Consider the following 18,142-nt stretch of genomic DNA (forward strand, 5'->3'; position numbering starts at 1 on the left):
TGGCGGATTATAAAATATGGTTAGACAAATCTGCACAACAGGTCCTGCCGACCTCTTTGCTTGGAAAAGCGATCCAATACAACCTGAATCAATGGGACAAACTCACCACTTATCTCCAAGATGGTGATATTAATATCGACAATAACCGAGCAGAACGTGCGATCAAGCCCTTCGTGATTGGTCGTAAAAACTGGTTGTTTGCCAACACAGGAAATAGCGTCAGATCCTGTGCCACACTATACAGTGTTATCGAAACTGCTAAAGCCAACGGTCTCATCCCCTATGACAATCTAGTGACACTCTTCGAGGAGCTTCCAAAGCGGTAGGCTCACGAAAGTCTTGATCACCTGCTGCCATGGAATGTTAAGCGCATCTAGGTGGTGATAGCCTGACGTATAATTTTTATCTCATTGTTTGCAACATTAATTCGTATGTTTTATCATCGTTCACTTGATGAACAGATTCTGTTTTAAATAAATATAAGGCGCTTTTGGCTTCCTTTTTGCTACGACTTTCCCTTTATCCTAATGATCGACTATAAAGTTACTTTCTATGCTGTCTGACGAATACCGCTACAAAATTTTAAAGGAGCTGCAAAGCAATCCTGACTTGAGTCAGCGTGAGCTGGCAAAGCGCTTAGGCATTAGCTTGGGCAAAACAAATTTTTGCATTAAAGCCTTGATTGAAAAAGGGCTGGTCAAAGCAGGTAATTTTAAAAGAAGCTCAGACAAAGCCAAATACTTGTACTTATTAACACCCAAAGGCATAGAAGAGCGAGTGTCGCTCACGCATCATTTTCTCCATAGGAAGCTGCAAGAGCACGATGAGCTAACCAGTGAAATTGAAGAGTTGCGCAAAGAGATAACACATGTTTCTCAACTGACGGGTTAGTAATTGGTTATGCATAGTGGCATTCCTACTGAGTAATAGTTTGTTTATAAAGGACCTATTTTGAAAATTATTCCCGTTATTTTATCTGGTGGTGTAGGCAGTCGTTTGTGGCCTTTATCCCGTGAGCATTTTCCTAAGCAATGCCTGCCTCTTACCGATGAACAATACAGCTTATTACAACAAACGGCGAAAAGAACTCAAGCGCTTGATGTCAGCGCACCGATTGTTGTCTGTAACGAAGATCATCGCTTTTTAATCGCCCAGCAATTACAAGAAATTGGCGTCACTCAGGCCAGTATTGTACTTGAGCCACAGGGTCGCAATACAGCGCCGGCCATTGCACTTGCTGCGTTAGAAGCTCAACATAAAAATCTAGACGATGCCTTGTTGCTCGTGTTGCCCGCTGATCACGTGATCCGAGACATCAGCGCATTTGAAAAAGCCATTCAGCAAGCGGCCGAGCTTGCCAACCAAGGGGCATTAGTGACCTTTGGCGTGCAGCCGACTCGCCCAGAAACCGGCTATGGCTATATTCGTGCTGGCGACGATTTTGCCGTCGCGGAGTTTGTCGAAAAACCAGACGAAGCCACCGCACAGTCTTATTTAGACTCAGGCGATTACCTTTGGAACAGTGGCATGTTCTTGTTTAAAGCCAAGACCTATTTATCAGAGTTGGCGCTCCATAGAGCCGACATAGCAGAAGCTGTTTCCATCGCTTACCAAGCTCGCAGTCAAGACATGGACTTTGTTCGTATAGACGCAGCCGCTTTTGCCACTTGCCCAGAAGAATCCATCGACTATGCCGTAATGGAACCCACTAAAAACGCAAAAGTCGTCCCTTACGCAGGCGATTGGAGTGACATTGGTGCATGGGATGCTTTGTACGATTATGCGGACAAAGACGCCGACCAAAATGTCCTACTTGGCGATGTCATGTCAGAAGGCTCAAACAATTGCCTAGTTCGTTCAGAGTCTCGTTTAGTCGCCGCCGTTGGGGTAAACAATCTCGTCATTGTAGAAACTGCCGACGCCATACTAGTGATGGATAAAGACAACGCCCAAGACGTGAAGAAGATCGTTAAACGCCTCAAAGCGGAAGGTCGAGAAGAACACATGTTCCATACCACTGTGTATCGCCCTTGGGGTTCTTATCAAACTGTAGACCTTGGCGAACGCCATCAAGTAAAACGCATTATGGTGAAACCGGGTGAAAAGCTTAGTGTGCAAATGCATCACCACCGAGCTGAACATTGGGTCGTGGTATCTGGCACAGCAAAAGTACAAAACGGCGACAAAGAAATTCTACTGACAGAAAACGAATCCACTTACATCCCTGTGGGTGTGGTTCATGCGTTAGAAAACCCTGGGAAGATTCCTCTTGAACTAGTCGAAGTGCAATCTGGCAGTTACTTAGGTGAAGACGACATAGTGCGTTTTAGTGACAGATACGGGCGCTCAAAATAATGTCAGACACTAACAAAATACACGTTAAAACACTGAGCGATGAACTTGGTGTGAGTTTTGGGACCAGTGGCGTGCGAGGGCTAGTAAAAGACTTAACGCCTGATCTTTGCTTCGCGTTTGTGTGCTCATTTCTTGAGAATGTTTGTCCGCAAACTGAACAGGTTGCAGTGGGTATCGATTTACGCCCTAGTAGCCCTGAAATAGCCAAGGCTTGTTTAGCGGCGATTGAAGCCAGCGGCACCCAAGCCATCTATTGTGGCGCGTTACCGACGCCAGCTTTAGCGTTTTATGCCATGCAAAATAATATGGCGGCGGTGATGATCACCGGCAGTCACATTCCTTTTGATCGTAATGGCATTAAGTTTTACCGACCTGACGGCGAGATCAGCAAAGCCGACGAAGCCAGTATCATGAATGGCGATGTGTCTATTCCTGCGGATTTGGCAATGCAAGTTGAGCAAGCCATATTGCCCGCCGTAAGTAACGATGCCATTGAGTTATTCAAAACGCGATATACCAGTTTGTTTCCAGCAGATATGTTGCAAGGCAAGCGCATTGGAGTGTATGAACACTCTAGTGTCGCCCGCGATGTGATCAAAGCATTATTAGTGCAATTTGGTGCAGAAGTCATCTCGCTTGAGCGGACCGAAACCTTTGTACCGATTGATACCGAAGCTGTTTCTGAAGAAGACAAGCAAAAAGGACTAGATTGGTCAAAGCAATATAATTTAGACGCCATTGTCTCTACCGATGGTGATGGCGATCGTCCACTCATCAGCGACGAAAATGGTCATTGGCTACGGGGCGATATTCTTGGTGTGCTCTGTGCCGATTATCTAGCCGCAACCCATATTGCCGCACCGGTAAACGTTAATACCGTTCTTGAATTAAGGGGCGAATTGCAAAACCCTAAACGAGTGACGCTGAGAACCAAAATCGGCTCCCCGTATGTTATCGCAGGAATGGAGCAACTAGAACAAGACGCTCAAGGCTCTGTTTTAGAGGCGTTTAGTATTGTCGGTTATGAAGCCAACGGCGGTTTCTTAGTGGGTTCTGATATGCAGGTAAACAACCAAACCTTACATGCTTTACCAACACGAGATTCTGTTTTACCTATCTTGATTATACTTGCTATGTCTCATCAACAGCAAAGAGCTATTAGTCAGCTAACGTCAGAGTTTGCTCCCCGCTTTACCGCCAGCGACCGCATTAAAGACATCCCTACGGATGTCAGCAAGCAACTGATTGCCGACCTGAAAGCCAGTAAAGAAAAGCAAACTGAACTACTTCAAGCAATTGCGAAACAAGATGAAACATTAGAAGTCGTTTCTATTGATGAAACCGACGGATTGAGAATGACACTGAATAACGGCGACATAGTTCACCTTAGGCCATCTGGCAATGCGCCGGAATTGAGGTGTTATGTTGAGAGTCAGAGTCAAAAAGGTGCGAACCAGATTGTAGATAAAATACTCGTTAGTGTTCGTTAATACACTGACAATTTAAAAAATACATATAAAATTTTAAAACACGGAGTAAACATGAGTAAGAAAGCACTCATTACAGGTATTACAGGACAAGATGGTTCTTACCTTGCTGAACTTTTATTAGGTAAAGGATATGAAGTTCATGGTATCAAACGTCGCTCTTCTTCCTTAAACACTGAGCGTGTTGATCATATCTATCAGGATAACCACGAGCAAAACCAAAAGTTCTTTTTACATTATGGTGACCTTACTGATTCATCTAACTTAACTCGCATCATCAAAGATATTCAGCCTGATGAGGTCTATAACCTAGGCGCTCAGTCACATGTAGCTGTTTCTTTTGAGTGCCCTGAATATACGGCCGATGTGGATGCAATGGGTACACTACGTTTACTTGAAGCGATTCGCTTTTTAGGGCTAGAAAAGAAAACAAAATTTTACCAAGCTTCAACTTCAGAGCTTTATGGTGAAGTACAAGAGATCCCACAGAAAGAAACAACGCCGTTTCACCCTCGCTCGCCATACGCTGTTGCGAAAATGTATGCCTACTGGATAGTCGTTAACTACCGTGAGTCCTATGGTATGTATGCCTGTAACGGCATTCTTTTTAACCATGAATCTCCACGCCGTGGCGAAACCTTCGTAACTCGTAAAATTACACGAGCGATTGCCAATATCTCACAAGGGTTAGGAAGCTGTTTGTACCTAGGTAACATGGATGCACTCCGTGACTGGGGACATGCAAAAGACTACGTTCGCATGCAATGGATGATGCTGCAGCAAGATAAAGCGGATGATTTCGTTATCGCAACAGGTAAACAAATTTCTGTACGCGATTTTGTTAAGTTATCTGCGAAAGAAGCGGGTATTGAGCTAGCGTTTACAGGCAAAGGTCTTGATGAAATCGCTACAGTAACCGCTATCACAGGTGACAATGCGCCTGCACTGAACGTGGGTGATGTTATCGTAAAAGTAGACCCTCGTTATTTCCGCCCTGCGGAAGTGGAAACACTTTTAGGAGACCCATCAAAAGCCAAAGATAAGCTTGGTTGGACACCACAAATTACAGTAGAAGAAATGTGTGCGGAAATGGTCGCGACTGACTTGCAGAATGCCAAGCAGCATGCACTTTTGAAGAAACATGGTTTTAATGTTGCTGTATCTATCGAGAATGCTTAGTCATGAACGAAATTAAAAAGAGAGTCTTTGTCGCTGGCCATAAGGGTATGGTCGGATCTGCCATTGTGCGTCAACTGGAAAAAAATCCAGATGTTGAAATAGTCGTTCGTTCTCGTACAGAACTAGATCTACTAAACCAGCAAGCTGTAGCAGATTTCTTTAACAACGAGAGTATTGATCAAGTTTATTTAGCTGCAGCTAAAGTAGGTGGTATTCATGCGAACAACACCTATCCTGCTGACTTCATTTATGAAAACCTGATGATTGAGTGCAATATTATCCATAGCGCTCATGTGGCTAATATTCAACAATTACTCTTTTTAGGGTCATCATGCATTTATCCTAAATTAGCAGAACAGCCTATGTCAGAGTCTGCTTTATTAACAGGGACTCTTGAAGAAACTAATGAGCCTTATGCCATTGCGAAAATAGCTGGCATAAAACTTTGTGAAAGTTACAACCGACAATATGGCCGAGACTATCGTAGTGTAATGCCAACGAATCTTTATGGCCCTGGTGATAATTTCCATCCAGAAAACAGCCATGTTATCCCCGCTCTTATTCGTCGCTTTCATGAAGCGAAAGTTAACGGAGATAAAAAGGTTGTTGCATGGGGCAGTGGCAAGCCCATGCGTGAGTTTTTATACGTGGATGACATGGCCGAAGCCTCTATCCATGTGATGAATCTAGATAAGCAGATTTACGACGAAAACACTGAGCCTATGTTAAGTCATATTAATGTAGGAAGTGGTGTTGATTGTACTATCCGTGAGTTGGTAGAAACGGTTGCTAAGGTAGTTGGTTTTGATGGTGAAATTAAGTTTGATGCATCTAAGCCTGATGGCGCACCTAGGAAGCTTATGAATGTGTCTCGCTTGGAAAGGTTGGGTTGGTGTTCAAATGTTGAGCTAAAACAGGGTTTAACTAAAAACTATCAATGGTTTTTAGAAAACCAAATGGGCTTTAGATACTAATGTTTGGTAAATAAAAATATGTTGATTGACACGACAGAAGGCACACAATTTGAAGCGCAAGATGATTTATCTATATTAGACTCTGCGCTTAAATCAGGCTTAGTGTTTGAATATAGTTGTAAAAATGGCCAGTGTGGTGTGTGTAAAACAACGCTTCTGAATGGTGAAGTGATCGAATTACGAGCTCAATTGGCACTCAGTGATCAAGAGAAAAGTGACAATAAAATTTTGACCTGTTGCTGCGCTGCGAAAACATCTATCAAAATAGACTCTACAGATCTAAGTGCCTTACATGGTATTACAGTAAAAACTTTACCTGCACGTGTGAGCCATATTTCTTATCTGAGTGAGAAAATTGTTGAAATTAGATTGCGATTGCCTCCTACAGCTATTTTCCAGTTTGTTGAAGGGCAGTACTTAGATGTGATTTGGAATACGATTCGTCGTAGCTACTCTATTGCTAGTATAAGTGCTGATAAAGAAATAACTCTGCTCATTAAGTGTTTCGAAAACGGTCAAATGACTGATTATTGGTTTAATAAAGTCAAGAAAAATGATCTGCTACGAATTGAAGGGCCAAAGGGTACTTTCTTTTTAAGAGATGCTCAAAGCCCATTGATTTTCCTTGCGACAGGAACAGGTATTGCTCCTATTAAATCGATATTAAATAGCCTTGAACATGATTCAGATTTCCAACAGTTACACCCAATTATGGTGTACTGGGGGAACCGTTCGCCAGAGGATTTTGTTTGGCAAGCTAGCTTTAACAAGTTGACCGTTGATTTTTATAATGTACTGTCCCAGCCAACAAATGATTGGTCTGGTGATACTGGGTATGTACAAGATATTGCTTTAGCAAGACAGCATAACCTTGACGATACAGTAGTGTACGCTTGTGGCTCAAATGCCATGATTAAATCGGCGAAAGAGCAATTTTTAGCCTGTGGGTTAGATGAAAATAGATTTTATTCTGACGCCTTTGTGCAAAGCTTTTAAATAGGATGTTTGAAATGAAAGCAGTCATTTTAGCTGGCGGGTTAGGCACTCGTTTAAGTGAAGAAACAGTTGCAAAGCCAAAGCCTATGGTGGAAGTGGGTGGGAAACCGATACTTTGGCATATTATGAAAATGTATTCTCATCATGGTATTACAGATTTTATTATTTGCTGTGGTTATAAAGGCTATGTCATTAAAGAGTATTTTGCGAACTACTTTCTACATATGTCGGATGTAACTTTCAATATGAAAGACAATGAGATGACAGTACATCAAAAGCGTGCAGAGCCCTGGACAGTAACATTAGTTGACACTGGGGAGAGCTCTATGACCGGAGGCCGCCTTAATCGAGTGGCGGATTATCTTAAAGGGGAAGAGGCGTTTTGCTTTACCTATGGCGATGGTGTGTCTGATGTAGATATCGCTGACTCTATTCGATTTCATAAGGCACATGGGAAACAAGCTACACTAACAGCGACTTACCCTCCAGGTCGCTTTGGTGCATTAGATCTGAAAGACGGTGTCGTGCGCAGCTTTAAAGAAAAGCCACAAGGTGATGGCGGCATGATCAATGGCGGCTTCTTTGTACTATCACCTAAGGTCTTGGAATTAATCAAGGGTGATAATACAACGTGGGAACAAGAACCATTGGTGACACTCGCAGAAAAAGGAGAGCTAATGGCTTATGAACATAAAGGCTTTTGGCAGCCTATGGATACTCTTAGAGATAAACTTCATTTAGAAGCTTTATGGGAATCTGGAAAAGCACCTTGGAAAAAATGGGATTAGCAATATGACGAAAGCTTTTGTAGATCCCGAATTTTGGTCTGGTAAACGTGTTTTTTTAACTGGGCATACTGGTTTTAAAGGAAGTTGGCTTAGTCTGTGGCTACAAAGCATGGGCGCCCAGGTAAAGGGTTTTTCTTTAGAGCCTCCAACATCTCCAGCACTTTTTCATGTCGCTAATGTTGCGACCGGTATGGAAAGCGACCTTGGTGATATCCGTAACCGAGAACAGATCAAGAATAGCATGTGTGCTTTTGATCCAGAAATTCTCATTCATATGGCAGCACAACCCTTGGTTCGTCTCTCTTATGTAGAGCCTGTTGAAACTTATGAAACGAATGTGATGGGTACCGTTCATGTATTAGAAGCTGCTCGCCATTGCCCCAATCTTAAGGCCATTGTTAACGTGACGACAGATAAGTGTTACGAAAATAAAGAATGGGAATGGGGTTATAGGGAAGATGAGCCTATGGGCGGTTTTGACCCTTACAGCAATAGTAAAGGTTGTGTAGAGCTAATTACCAGTGCTTACCGTCAATCTTTTTTTTCTACAGCGAGTAGTGCAAAGTTAGCTTCCGCTCGAGCGGGTAATGTCATTGGTGGTGGAGACTGGGCATTAGATCGTCTAATTCCCGATATATTAAAAGCATTTGAAAATGAAAACGCTGTAATTGTTCGTAATCCACTGGCGACACGTCCCTGGCAACATGTTTTGGAGCCGCTTAGTGGCTATTTAGTTTTGGCTCAGCACCTATACGAAAGCCATGGTAATGAGCAAGGTTTTGATGTTGCAGAAGGTTGGAATTTTGGTCCTAAAGACGATGACGCAAGATCAGTCGAGTGGATATTAAATGCCATGGTAGAGCAATGGGGTGAAAATGCCTGCTGGGAATTAGATGAGAATCCACAGCCTCATGAAGCCAAGTTTTTGAAACTAGATATTTCAAAGGCTAAGTCAAGACTGTATTGGGCACCGACATGGCGTTTAGAGCATACTCTTAGCCGAATTATTACATGGCATAAAGCATTTTTGAATAAAGGCAATATGCGCGTAGCATGTGTGCAAGAAATCAATGACTATATGAAAGATATGACATCTTCTCATTAGTCAGTAAAACTTACCGTGCATGAGAGGTGTGTACTCCTTCTTATTAAAGCACATCATATAAAGTTAAATCAGGATTGAATATGTCAGTTAAAGCAGATGAGTTGCGAGCTCAAATTAATAGCCTAGTTAAAGAGTATGCAGCTGAGGTTTATACACCTAAAGCGTTTATCCCTGGTGAAAGTGTTATTCCTCCATCAGGTAAAGTGATCGGTTCTGCCGAACTAGAAAATATGGTGGATGCTTCTCTTGATGGGTGGTTAACGACAGGGCGCTTTAATGAGCAGTTTGAAAAAAAACTGGCTGAATTTATAGGTGTGGATTTTGCTCTTTCTGTAAACTCTGGTTCATCAGCAAACTTGGTCGCATTTAGTGCTTTAACCTCCCCTAAACTTGGAAATAGAGCAATTAAAAAAGGTGACGAAGTCATTGGTGTTGCCGCAGGTTTTCCTACCACAGTAAACCCTATCGTTCAATTTGGTGCTGTTCCTGTATTTGTTGATGTGGATATGGCTACTCATAATATTGACGTAAAGTTAATTGAAGCGGCAATTACTCCAAAAACTAAAGCAATTATGCTGGCCCATACTTTAGGTAACCCTTTTAATGTCGGAAAAGTAAAAGAAATATGTGATGAACACGGTCTTTGGTTGGTAGAAGATTGCTGTGATGCATTAGGTGCCAAATATGACGGTAAAATGGTAGGTACTTTTGGTGATATAGGAACGCTTAGTTTTTATCCCGCTCATCATATTACTATGGGCGAAGGTGGAGCGGTATTTACCAATAACCCACAATTAAAAATGATTGCGGAATCTTTTCGAGATTGGGGGCGTGATTGTTACTGTGCACCAGGCTGTGATGATACTTGTGGTAATCGCTTCGGTCAGCAATTTGGTTCCCTACCTCAAGGGTATGACCATAAATATGTTTATGCTCATCTAGGATACAATCTTAAAATCAGCGATATGCAAGCTGCTTGTGGTTTAGCTCAGCTTGATCGTGCGCAAGAATTTATTGATAAGCGTAATACAAACTACGACTATTTAAGAACTCGTTTATTATCAACATTGAGTGACTTTTTAGAAATTGCGGAGCCTACTCCAAATAGCACACCATCGTGGTTTGGTTTTCCTGTGACCCTGAAAGAAGAGTCTGGTGTGTCTCGTTTGGATCTATTGAAGTTCCTAGATCAAAGTAAAATTGGTAGTCGTTTGTTGTTTGCTGGTAATTTGACTCGCCAGCCGTATTTTCAGGGAGTAGAGCATCGTGTTGTAGGTGAGCTAGCTAATACTGATCGAACAATGAATCAAACTTTTTGGCTTGGTATCTTTCCTGCTTTAAATGAAGATCACTTTGAGTTTGTTGCTGAACAGATCGAAGAGTTTTTTGGTGTGAATTTTTAGGAATAAGTGATGAATTCAACAGAACTAGCGTATCGAGTTCGTAAACATGCTCTCGTTATGGTCAATAAAGGAAAGAGTTCTCACATTGGTTCTGCTTTATCCATGGTTGATATTTTAGCGGTGTTATACAATGATTTTTTGAATATATCTCCACTTAATATAGCTTCTGATGATAGAGATTACTTTATTTTAAGCAAAGGTCATGGAGGTGCATCCTTGTATGCTACTCTGGCTGTCAAGGGCTTTTTCCCCGTTCATGAATTAGATAAGCATTACCAAAATGGAACGCCTTTCAGTGGGCATGTATCTCATAAAGGCATCCCGGGTGTTGAGTTTTCAACAGGATCTTTAGGCCATGGGCTACCAGTCGCCACAGGGTTAGCTTTAGCATCTAAAATAGATAATAGAAATTCCCGAGCATGTGTAATAGTGGGCGATGGAGAAATGATGGAAGGTTCAAATTGGGAGGCTCTAATGTTTGCTGCTCATCATAAACTTGATAATTTAACAGTTATTATTGATAGAAATCGTTTGCAAAGTTTTACCGATACGGAAAATACGGTAGCATTAGAGCCCCTTGATAGTAAGTTAAACGCATTTGGATGCTATTGTCTTGAAGTAGACGGACATGATCACGTTGAGATTTTAAAAGCATTAAATAATAAAGATAATGATGGACGTGTAAAAGTAATTATTGCCAACACTATAAAAGGCAAAGGCGTATCTTATATGGAAAATAAAGTAGTTTGGCACTATAAATTTCCTGACGATGAGCAGTTACGAGCAGCATTAAACGAAATAGATGGAGACTTCTATGCGAGCTAAGTTTATTGAAGCACTGACGTATTTGGCATCAAGTAACAAAGATATTGTATTAGTGACTGGTGATTTAGGTTTTGGCTCATTTGAACAATTTGAAAAGAAATTTCCAGGACAATATTTTAATGCAGGGATAGCAGAGCAATCAATGATAGGTATTGCTTCTGGTTTAGCAAAAGCGGGTAAAATAGTTTTTGTATATTCTATAGGCAACTTTGTAACTATGAGATGTCTTGAACAAATCCGGAATGATGCATGCTATCACGATTTAAATGTTAATTTAGTTTCACAAGGAGGGGGGTTTACTTATGGTGCATTAGGAATGTCTCATCATGCAACAGAAGATATTGCTATCATGAGAGCTCTTCCTAATATGACTATATGTGCACCTTCTTGCTCTAAAGATACTTATGATGCTGTTTTACAGCTTATTGATATTAAAGGGCCTAGTTATTTACGGCTTGAAAAAGCAAATACTAATGAGCATAGTGATAATTCTTTAAGCTACGAAATTGGTATCCCAAAAATGCTTAAAGAAGGGAAAGATATACTACTTATTGCAACTGGAGGTGTAGTTAATGAAGTATTGGATGCAGCTGTAACAGTTGGAGATGAATTAAATGTATCCGTATTTGACTTCCATACTATTAAGCCAATAAATCACCACATTATTTTACAAGAGATAAAAAAGTATAAATATGTTGTTTCAATTGAAGAACATCAAGTTAATGGTGGATTGGGTTCTTTGATCGCTGAGATAATTGCAGAGAATAATGTTGATGTCTTTTTTAAAAGGCTTGGTATTAATGATGAGCTTATAACTTTAGTCGGAGATCAGGCTTATTTAAGAGATAATATAGGTATTGATAAAAATTCAATTGTATCTTTTTTGAGAAATATTAAATTATAAGTAATCAATATTAAATTTCTTATAAAATTTATTAGATTGTTTTGAAATTATTGTTAATTATATAAATTTAGCCTTTTATAAAAAACCACATAAAAGTTTTTATCGATTTATTTGGTAGGAAAGAGGGGCTCTCAAGTTTTATATTATTCAGCCTTTACTTAAATTTAGGAGATAATAGTGCTAGATGACGATTATCAACAAATAGAATCGAGTTCAATAGAGTGGTTAAGATTTAAAAATAAAACAATTCTTATTACGGGAGGAAATGGTTTTTTACCTGCCTATATCGTAGAGACATTATTGCTTTTGAATAAATGCATTTTACAATATTCTCCGTGTCACGTAATTGTATTGGCTCGAAATAATAAACATACTATTGATAGGTTTAGCGAATACCTTGAGGATCCGAATTTAGAAATAATTATTCAGGATGTAGCTGATAAAATTGATATTAATAAAAAAATTGACTACATAATTCATGCTGCGAGCCCCGCCTCTCCAAAATATTATAGTATAGATCCTGTCGGTGTTATTTTACCAAATGTTTTAGGTACAAAAAACACTCTTGAATTAGCGATAAAAAATAACATAGAAGGATACCTCTACTTTAGTAGTAGTGAAGTCTATGGTGAGTTGCCCGATGGAGAGGTAATTAATGAAGATAAATATGGCTACTTGGATCCGACATCTGTAAGAGCATGTTATGGAGAAAGTAAGCGAATGGGAGAAACTCTATGTATCAGCTACGGGCATCAATATCATATACCTGTAAAAATTGTTCGTCCCTTTCATACTTATGGACCAGGAATGAAACTTGATGATGGCAGGGTCTTCGCAGATTTTGTAAAAAACATAGTTAACAATGAAAATATTGAGCTAAAAAGCGATGGAAGTGCTGTTCGATCATTTTGTTATATTTCCGATGCAACAATAGCATTTTTTAAAATCCTTTTGGATGGTCAAAATAATCATGCATACAACATGTCTAATCCAGAGGAGTCAATCTCTATAAAAAAATTAGCTTCGATTCTGGTGACTCTTTTTCCAGAAAAAAAATTGAATGCAACTTTTGCAGATCATGATAAACATTACTTAAAAAGTCCAATTAAAGGTTATATTGCAGATATATCTAAGTTAAAATCTTTAAATTGGAAGCCTGTAATAACAATTGAAAATGGATTTAGAAAAACAATTAGGAGTTATAAATGAATATAAAAAGCTTAGAAAGTAGCTTCTTAAACGATGAGATAAGCAAATCTCAATATATATCTAAGATGTACACCGAGAATCATAATTTATTGTTTGAATATAGCGAATTTATTAAAAATAAAGACATTCAACTAATAGAAATTTCTGACAATAGTGTTGTGATGACAACTAGAGAGTTAGGTATCAAGATGATTTGCAATCGGTTTGATGAAAGAATCGCACCTATTGAAATATTAAATTTCGGGCAATATGAAAAAGAAGATTCCGATATGATATTTCAATTAATAAATGACAATGACACTGTATTTGATATTGGTGGAAATATGGGGTGGTATTCAATCGCGTTGTCAAAGGCTAAAAAAAACTTGGATATCTATACATTTGAACCAATTCCAAAAAGTTATGAAAGTTTAGTTGTGAATGCAAAATTAAATAGATCTGAGATTAATATTTATAATATTGGGTTGTCTGATAAAAAACAAGAACTTACTTTCTACTACCATAAGGAAGGTTCTGGTAATGCTTCAAGTGCAATTATGAATGAAGATAGAGAAAATATAGAGGTTCGATGTCAGGTTGAAAAATTAGATGATTTCTTTAAAGATAATAATTTGGATAAATTAGATTTTATTAAATGTGATGTGGAAGGTGCTGAATTATTAACATTTAAAGGGGCAGTTGAAACTATTAGTAAACAGAAGCCTATAGTGTTTACTGAGATGCTTCGTAAGTGGGCCGCTAAATTTAATTATCATCCCAATGAAATCATTAATTTATTTTCAGAGATGGGATATCGTTGTTTTTTCGTATCAAATGGCTTATTGAATGAGTTGAAAGAAATGACAGATGATACGATTGAAACTAATTTTTTCTTTTTACATACTGAAAAACATTCAAAAGAGATCATGAAACTTAGTAATAATTAAATACGTGAAGTATTTAATTGTTTTTTTTGGTGATATTTTCTTAAGAATAGTTATGCTTAGAGAATCATTTGGTCTAAAAGAACAAGGCGTGTTTTTTTGCGCGTATTTATCACTGAAAAATTAGTTAAATATTAATAATAGAGTGATTATCGAGTTAACAATCAAATCTATTTTTTTTTTTTTTTTTTGATGTGTTTAATAGTCAGAAATAAATAAATTTAAGGATAAAGAAAAATAAGTTCTGATAAAAAACTTAAGTCTTGATTTTCGTCAAACAACTACAAATCAACTTTGACGGATTTTTTTAGTCCCGGGACATTGGTTTTTACTTAATTTCATTAAATAAAATATAGTCTGGATTAGATGTGCAGATATTTTAGTCTATAAAAATACATATGAATACTTTATGGCTAATAAGATTGTTAATGGTGATAATAATATAAATCTGTATGATTTTGGTCTTTCTGGTGAAAGCAAATAATTTACTTTTATAAAGATGGATCATTTAATGCTAGTGCTGCATTGATGGATGACTCTAATAGAGTCAGAAGAGGTTGATTGTAATGTTAAAAGGTTAGATGTTTTTTTGAAGAAAGTAAATTGACAAAAATAGATTTTATAAAGTATGATTTTAAAGAGATTGAACTATTTTCCTTCAAAGGAGGATTGAAAGTTATTGAAAAATATAAACCAATCATTTTCACTGAAATGCTAAGGAAATAGTCTGCAAAGTTTGATTGCTATCCTAATGATATCATTAGTTTATTATCTGATATTGGTTATGAGTGTTTCTATGAAAAAACTCAAAGTTAATAAAAATAGAAATTATTGATTCTGACGCAGAAGAGACAATTTTTTCTTTTTATGTGGAGGTATATATTCAGAAGTTATAAAAAAGTATTCGTACTTATTTAAGTTTTCCAGAGCTTCTACCATTAAATTCATTGCCTATGTTTGAAGGACGAGTAAAAATTGCCGACAGCAACTTTAGTGGAGAAAATTTCAATTGATTTACCAAGTGCTCATAACTTGAGTGTTAATTAAATGGAATTTTTGGAAAGTATAATAAAAAATTCTATAAATAATCTTATAAAACATTAGGTTTACTTGGCTTTCTAAATAAAAGCCTAGCATGAATAAAATGTTCTATTATGAGAGTATTTTTGTTTTTATGACTCGAATTTTTTAAGAAAAATCAAATTTAAGTGTCTTTTCAAGGGATTATTAGTTTTATTTTTAGTGGAAGTGTAGTTTATATGTATTTTTTTATTAAGAGTTTATTTTATTTACTTAGTGTAAAACAAAAGAGGCAGTTTATAAATCTTCAAGTGCTGGTTATACTAATGGCCTTTTTTGAGTTAGTTGGCGTTGCTTCAATTTTGCCGTTTATGGCTGTTGTTTCTAAACCAGAGATTATAGATACAAACGTTATAATAAATCAAGTATATACATATATAGGGTCTGAAACAAAAAACCAGTTCACAGTATATCTTGGAGCGTTAGTATTTTTCTCTCTCTTGCTTTCATCGATAGTTTCAATTATTACAACTTGGAGATGCTCTCTATTCGCATCTAGAGTTGGGGCTGAGATCGGTCAAGTGCTCTATGACTACTACCTTCATCAATCATGGTTGTTTCATACTTCAAGTTCTACTGCGGAATTGACAAAACAAATTGCAGTGGAGGCAAATCGTTTTACTGGTGGAGTTTTACAACCTTTTATGCTTCTAAATGCTCGGATAGTTCTTGCATTATCTTTATCTTTATCTATTTTTTTGCTTGATCCATTAATTGCATTTGTAGGTATTATGATTTTTTTAGTCGCTTATGTTGTTATATATAAAACTGTGAAAAATCGTCTTGAGAAAAATGGAAATGCAATAAGTCGATCTTCAGAGGAAAGGTTTCAGCTCATGAGTGAGGCATTTGGTGGTATAAAGGACGTAATACTTTTAGGGCGTCAGTTCGACTTTAAACATCGCTTCAAAATTACATCACAAGATTTAGCAAAAGGGCAAGGGCAAAATATGGCACTGAGTCAAGTGCCCCGCTACCTGATTGAGGTTATCGCTTTTGGTGGTCTTATTGTATTGGTATTGATATTACTTATTCGTGGGCAAGGTGATTTAAGTCAGGTTCTTCCACTGTTATCAGTATATGCATTAGCTGGCTTTAAGTTACTTCCAGCATTTCAACAAGTTTACAGTAGTGTAACTATGATTAAAGGTAATTTGTCAGCGTTTTTTTCTATTAGAGATGATGTTAAATCTGCTCGTGAAGCACTTCTTGTAAAACCTAATGGATTTTTGCCAGAAGAAAAACTTTCTTTTGAACACTTAATTGAGTTGAAAGATATTCGATTTAGATATCCAAATAAAAATGAACCAGTTCTAGAAAAATTAAATTTAAAGATCGAAAAAAATCAAATGATTGGACTTGTGGGGGCTTCAGGGTCAGGAAAGAGTACAATAGTAGATATTATTATGGGGCTTATATTTCCTCAAGAGGGTGGAGTATATGTCGATGATATTGAAATAACTAGAGATAATCAGCGTGCTTGGCAAAATAAAATAGGCTATGTTGCACAAAGTATCTTTTTATCTGGTGGTACTATTGCAGAGAATGTTGCCTTTGGTTTACCGCAACAAGAAATCGACTATGAAAAAGTTCATAATGCTATATCTCTGGCACATTTAGACGAGTTAGTACAGGGGCTAGAAAATGGTATTTATACCAAAGTTGGTGAACGTGGCGTGCAATTATCGGGTGGGCAGCGCCAGCGTATAGGAATTGCAAGGGCACTCTATCATGATGCAGAAGTATTAGTTTTTGATGAAGCTACAAGTGCTCTCGATGGTATAACTGAAAAAATAATCATGGACTCTATCACTGACTTTACTGGAAATAAAACGATTATTATGATCGCACATCGTTTAAAAACAGTTAAAAAATGCCATCAGGTTTTTTTGATAAAAAAAGGTTGTGTTGTTGATAATGGTACGTTCTCTGAGTTGTTGGAAAGGAGCTCTGAATTTAATGAAATGGTTCAGTATTCTTGAATTTAAATATTATTTTACTAGGGTTATATATGGATAGTAAGTTTTTTTTTAGTTTTACTCAAAGAGGTTATTTTAGCGAAATTAATAATTTTATATTAATAGCCATTTATTGTGATTTTAAATCAATTGATCTTTATGTTAATCAGCTATATTCGCCATATTATAAAGGGGAAGGAAGGTTTTTTGATATATATAGAAATAATTTGAAAGAATCTTTTTTGGTTGGTGCTAGGAAAAGCCTTTGGAATAAAAAAGCTTATGTCGATAAGTTTTTATATGGTTTTTTTGGCATTCCATGTTTTTTTACAGAAGATATTTTTTTTGAAATTCGAGAAGCGGGATTTTGGAGTTCTTTTTTAGATGTAAGAGAGGAAGATGTTTTTTCGGCGCTTTACGAGTTAAAGAGAAGTTACGTTTTAAAAAATCTTGTTTACAAGAAAGAATATTTGAAAAAAATTACAGATGGTTTGTCTTGCTTTAAACCTGTTGATGTAAAAAAAGATAAATTTATTGCTGTTCATATACGAGCTGGAGATAAAATTTCAACAGGGGAGATGCTCGAAATTGCAATAGAAAAATATGTAGATGCAATCTTATCTATTAAAAATATAATCCCAGTTATTGTGTTTACTGATGATGTGAGAAAATTCGAAAAATTGAGAGCTATATTACCATCTCATTATACTTGTTTAAATGGCTCTGGTTATGTTGAAGGTTTTCAGCAATCTGATTTTAATGCTAGAAATATCAATGAAAAAGAAGAGGATACGCTTCAATTGCTTACAGAAGTCTATTGTATGGTTTATAGCTATAAACTCATTTGTACTTTTAGTTCAAACTTGACTAGGTATGTTGCATTGTTAAAACAATTAGAAGATTGTATATCGTTAGATGAACCGTGGTCACCTTTTTAGTATGTTGTTTAATATTTA

General features: G+C 37.5%; 16 protein-coding genes. All 16 read left to right on the forward strand.

The features are described from left to right. Nucleotides 1-326 (forward strand): IS66 family transposase (locus tag E0D70_RS16085; protein ID WP_133013292.1); only part of this gene is annotated, 326 nt, incomplete at its 5' end. Nucleotides 327-552: 226 nt separating this feature from the next. Then, a complete protein-coding gene (locus E0D70_RS16090) occupies nucleotides 553-891 on the forward strand; it encodes a MarR family EPS-associated transcriptional regulator (RefSeq protein ID WP_133013293.1) in 339 nt (112 codons plus the stop codon). 60 nt (nucleotides 892-951) lie between these two features. Continuing rightward, nucleotides 952-2,355, forward strand: a complete 1,404-nt coding sequence (locus E0D70_RS16095; RefSeq protein ID WP_133013294.1) for a mannose-1-phosphate guanylyltransferase/mannose-6-phosphate isomerase — start codon at nucleotides 952-954, stop codon at nucleotides 2,353-2,355. After that, nucleotides 2,355-3,845, forward strand: coding sequence for a phosphomannomutase (locus tag E0D70_RS16100; RefSeq protein WP_133013295.1), 1,491 nt, complete (start codon nucleotides 2,355-2,357; stop codon nucleotides 3,843-3,845). The genes E0D70_RS16095 and E0D70_RS16100 overlap by 1 nt, the downstream gene beginning before the upstream one ends. A gap of 51 nt (nucleotides 3,846-3,896) precedes the next feature. After that, nucleotides 3,897-5,021, forward strand: a complete 1,125-nt coding sequence (gene gmd, locus E0D70_RS16105; protein WP_133013296.1) for a GDP-mannose 4,6-dehydratase — start codon at nucleotides 3,897-3,899, stop codon at nucleotides 5,019-5,021. A 2-nt stretch (nucleotides 5,022-5,023) separates the two neighbouring features. Beyond that, nucleotides 5,024-5,995, forward strand: coding sequence for a GDP-L-fucose synthase (fcl, locus tag E0D70_RS16110; RefSeq protein WP_133013297.1), 972 nt, complete (start codon nucleotides 5,024-5,026; stop codon nucleotides 5,993-5,995). A gap of 18 nt (nucleotides 5,996-6,013) precedes the next feature. Then, complete coding sequence (locus E0D70_RS16115; RefSeq protein ID WP_133013298.1) at nucleotides 6,014-6,991, forward strand: 2Fe-2S iron-sulfur cluster-binding protein; 978 nt, start codon at nucleotides 6,014-6,016, stop codon at nucleotides 6,989-6,991. A 14-nt stretch (nucleotides 6,992-7,005) separates the two neighbouring features. Continuing rightward, the gene (rfbF, locus tag E0D70_RS16120; protein ID WP_133013299.1) at nucleotides 7,006-7,779 is read left to right on the forward strand and encodes a glucose-1-phosphate cytidylyltransferase; all 774 of its coding nucleotides are present in this window, start codon (nucleotides 7,006-7,008) and stop codon (nucleotides 7,777-7,779) included. Between the two features lie 4 nt (nucleotides 7,780-7,783). Further along, nucleotides 7,784-8,884 (forward strand): CDP-glucose 4,6-dehydratase, encoded by a 1,101-nt coding sequence (gene rfbG / locus E0D70_RS16125; protein ID WP_133013300.1) that lies wholly within the window; start codon nucleotides 7,784-7,786, stop codon nucleotides 8,882-8,884. 80 nt (nucleotides 8,885-8,964) lie between these two features. Then, complete coding sequence (rfbH, locus tag E0D70_RS16130) at nucleotides 8,965-10,287, forward strand: lipopolysaccharide biosynthesis protein RfbH (protein ID WP_133013301.1); 1,323 nt, start codon at nucleotides 8,965-8,967, stop codon at nucleotides 10,285-10,287. A 9-nt stretch (nucleotides 10,288-10,296) separates the two neighbouring features. Beyond that, complete coding sequence (locus tag E0D70_RS16135; protein ID WP_133013302.1) at nucleotides 10,297-11,112, forward strand: transketolase; 816 nt, start codon at nucleotides 10,297-10,299, stop codon at nucleotides 11,110-11,112. Next, a complete protein-coding gene (locus E0D70_RS16140; RefSeq protein ID WP_165942920.1) occupies nucleotides 11,102-12,016 on the forward strand; it encodes a transketolase family protein in 915 nt (304 codons plus the stop codon). The genes E0D70_RS16135 and E0D70_RS16140 overlap by 11 nt, the downstream gene beginning before the upstream one ends. Before the next feature lie 177 nt (nucleotides 12,017-12,193). Then, nucleotides 12,194-13,225 carry an NAD-dependent epimerase/dehydratase family protein gene (locus E0D70_RS16145; RefSeq protein ID WP_207923289.1) on the forward strand — a complete coding sequence of 344 codons (1,032 nt, stop codon included), beginning with the start codon at nucleotides 12,194-12,196 and terminating at the stop codon, nucleotides 13,223-13,225. After that, nucleotides 13,222-14,151 carry an FkbM family methyltransferase gene (locus tag E0D70_RS16150; RefSeq protein ID WP_133013305.1) on the forward strand — a complete coding sequence of 310 codons (930 nt, stop codon included), beginning with the start codon at nucleotides 13,222-13,224 and terminating at the stop codon, nucleotides 14,149-14,151. The genes E0D70_RS16145 and E0D70_RS16150 overlap by 4 nt, the downstream gene beginning before the upstream one ends. A gap of 1,256 nt (nucleotides 14,152-15,407) precedes the next feature. Next, the gene (locus E0D70_RS16155; RefSeq protein ID WP_133013306.1) at nucleotides 15,408-17,210 is read left to right on the forward strand and encodes an ABC transporter ATP-binding protein; all 1,803 of its coding nucleotides are present in this window, start codon (nucleotides 15,408-15,410) and stop codon (nucleotides 17,208-17,210) included. 29 nt (nucleotides 17,211-17,239) lie between these two features. Further along, nucleotides 17,240-18,124: an O-fucosyltransferase family protein gene (locus tag E0D70_RS16160; protein ID WP_133013307.1), complete on the forward strand. Its 885-nt coding sequence runs from the start codon at nucleotides 17,240-17,242 to the stop codon at nucleotides 18,122-18,124. Nucleotides 18,125-18,142: the final 18 nt, after the last annotated feature.

This window comes from Marinomonas flavescens (assembly GCF_004352835.1).
In the GTDB taxonomy this organism is placed as follows: Bacteria; Pseudomonadota; Gammaproteobacteria; order Pseudomonadales; family Marinomonadaceae; genus Marinomonas; species Marinomonas flavescens.

Bases quoted from the DNA above. Each gene is read 5' to 3' on its own strand.
- E0D70_RS16155 (WP_133013306.1), top strand. From the start codon at position 15,408: ATGTATTTTTTTATTAAGAGTTTATTTTATTTACTTAGTGTAAAACAA.
- rfbF (WP_133013299.1), top strand. From the start codon at position 7,006: ATGAAAGCAGTCATTTTAGCTGGCGGGTTAGGCACTCGTTTAAGTGAA.
- E0D70_RS16115 (WP_133013298.1), top strand. From the start codon at position 6,014: ATGTTGATTGACACGACAGAAGGCACACAATTTGAAGCGCAAGATGAT.
- gmd (WP_133013296.1), top strand. From the start codon at position 3,897: ATGAGTAAGAAAGCACTCATTACAGGTATTACAGGACAAGATGGTTCT.
- E0D70_RS16160 (WP_133013307.1), top strand. From the start codon at position 17,240: ATGGATAGTAAGTTTTTTTTTAGTTTTACTCAAAGAGGTTATTTTAGC.
- rfbH (WP_133013301.1), top strand. From the start codon at position 8,965: ATGTCAGTTAAAGCAGATGAGTTGCGAGCTCAAATTAATAGCCTAGTT.
- fcl (WP_133013297.1), top strand. From the start codon at position 5,024: ATGAACGAAATTAAAAAGAGAGTCTTTGTCGCTGGCCATAAGGGTATG.
- rfbG (WP_133013300.1), top strand. From the start codon at position 7,784: ATGACGAAAGCTTTTGTAGATCCCGAATTTTGGTCTGGTAAACGTGTT.
- E0D70_RS16140 (WP_165942920.1), top strand. From the start codon at position 11,102: ATGCGAGCTAAGTTTATTGAAGCACTGACGTATTTGGCATCAAGTAAC.
- E0D70_RS16090 (WP_133013293.1), top strand. From the start codon at position 553: ATGCTGTCTGACGAATACCGCTACAAAATTTTAAAGGAGCTGCAAAGC.
- E0D70_RS16150 (WP_133013305.1), top strand. From the start codon at position 13,222: ATGAATATAAAAAGCTTAGAAAGTAGCTTCTTAAACGATGAGATAAGC.
- E0D70_RS16135 (WP_133013302.1), top strand. From the start codon at position 10,297: ATGAATTCAACAGAACTAGCGTATCGAGTTCGTAAACATGCTCTCGTT.
- E0D70_RS16100 (WP_133013295.1), top strand. From the start codon at position 2,355: ATGTCAGACACTAACAAAATACACGTTAAAACACTGAGCGATGAACTT.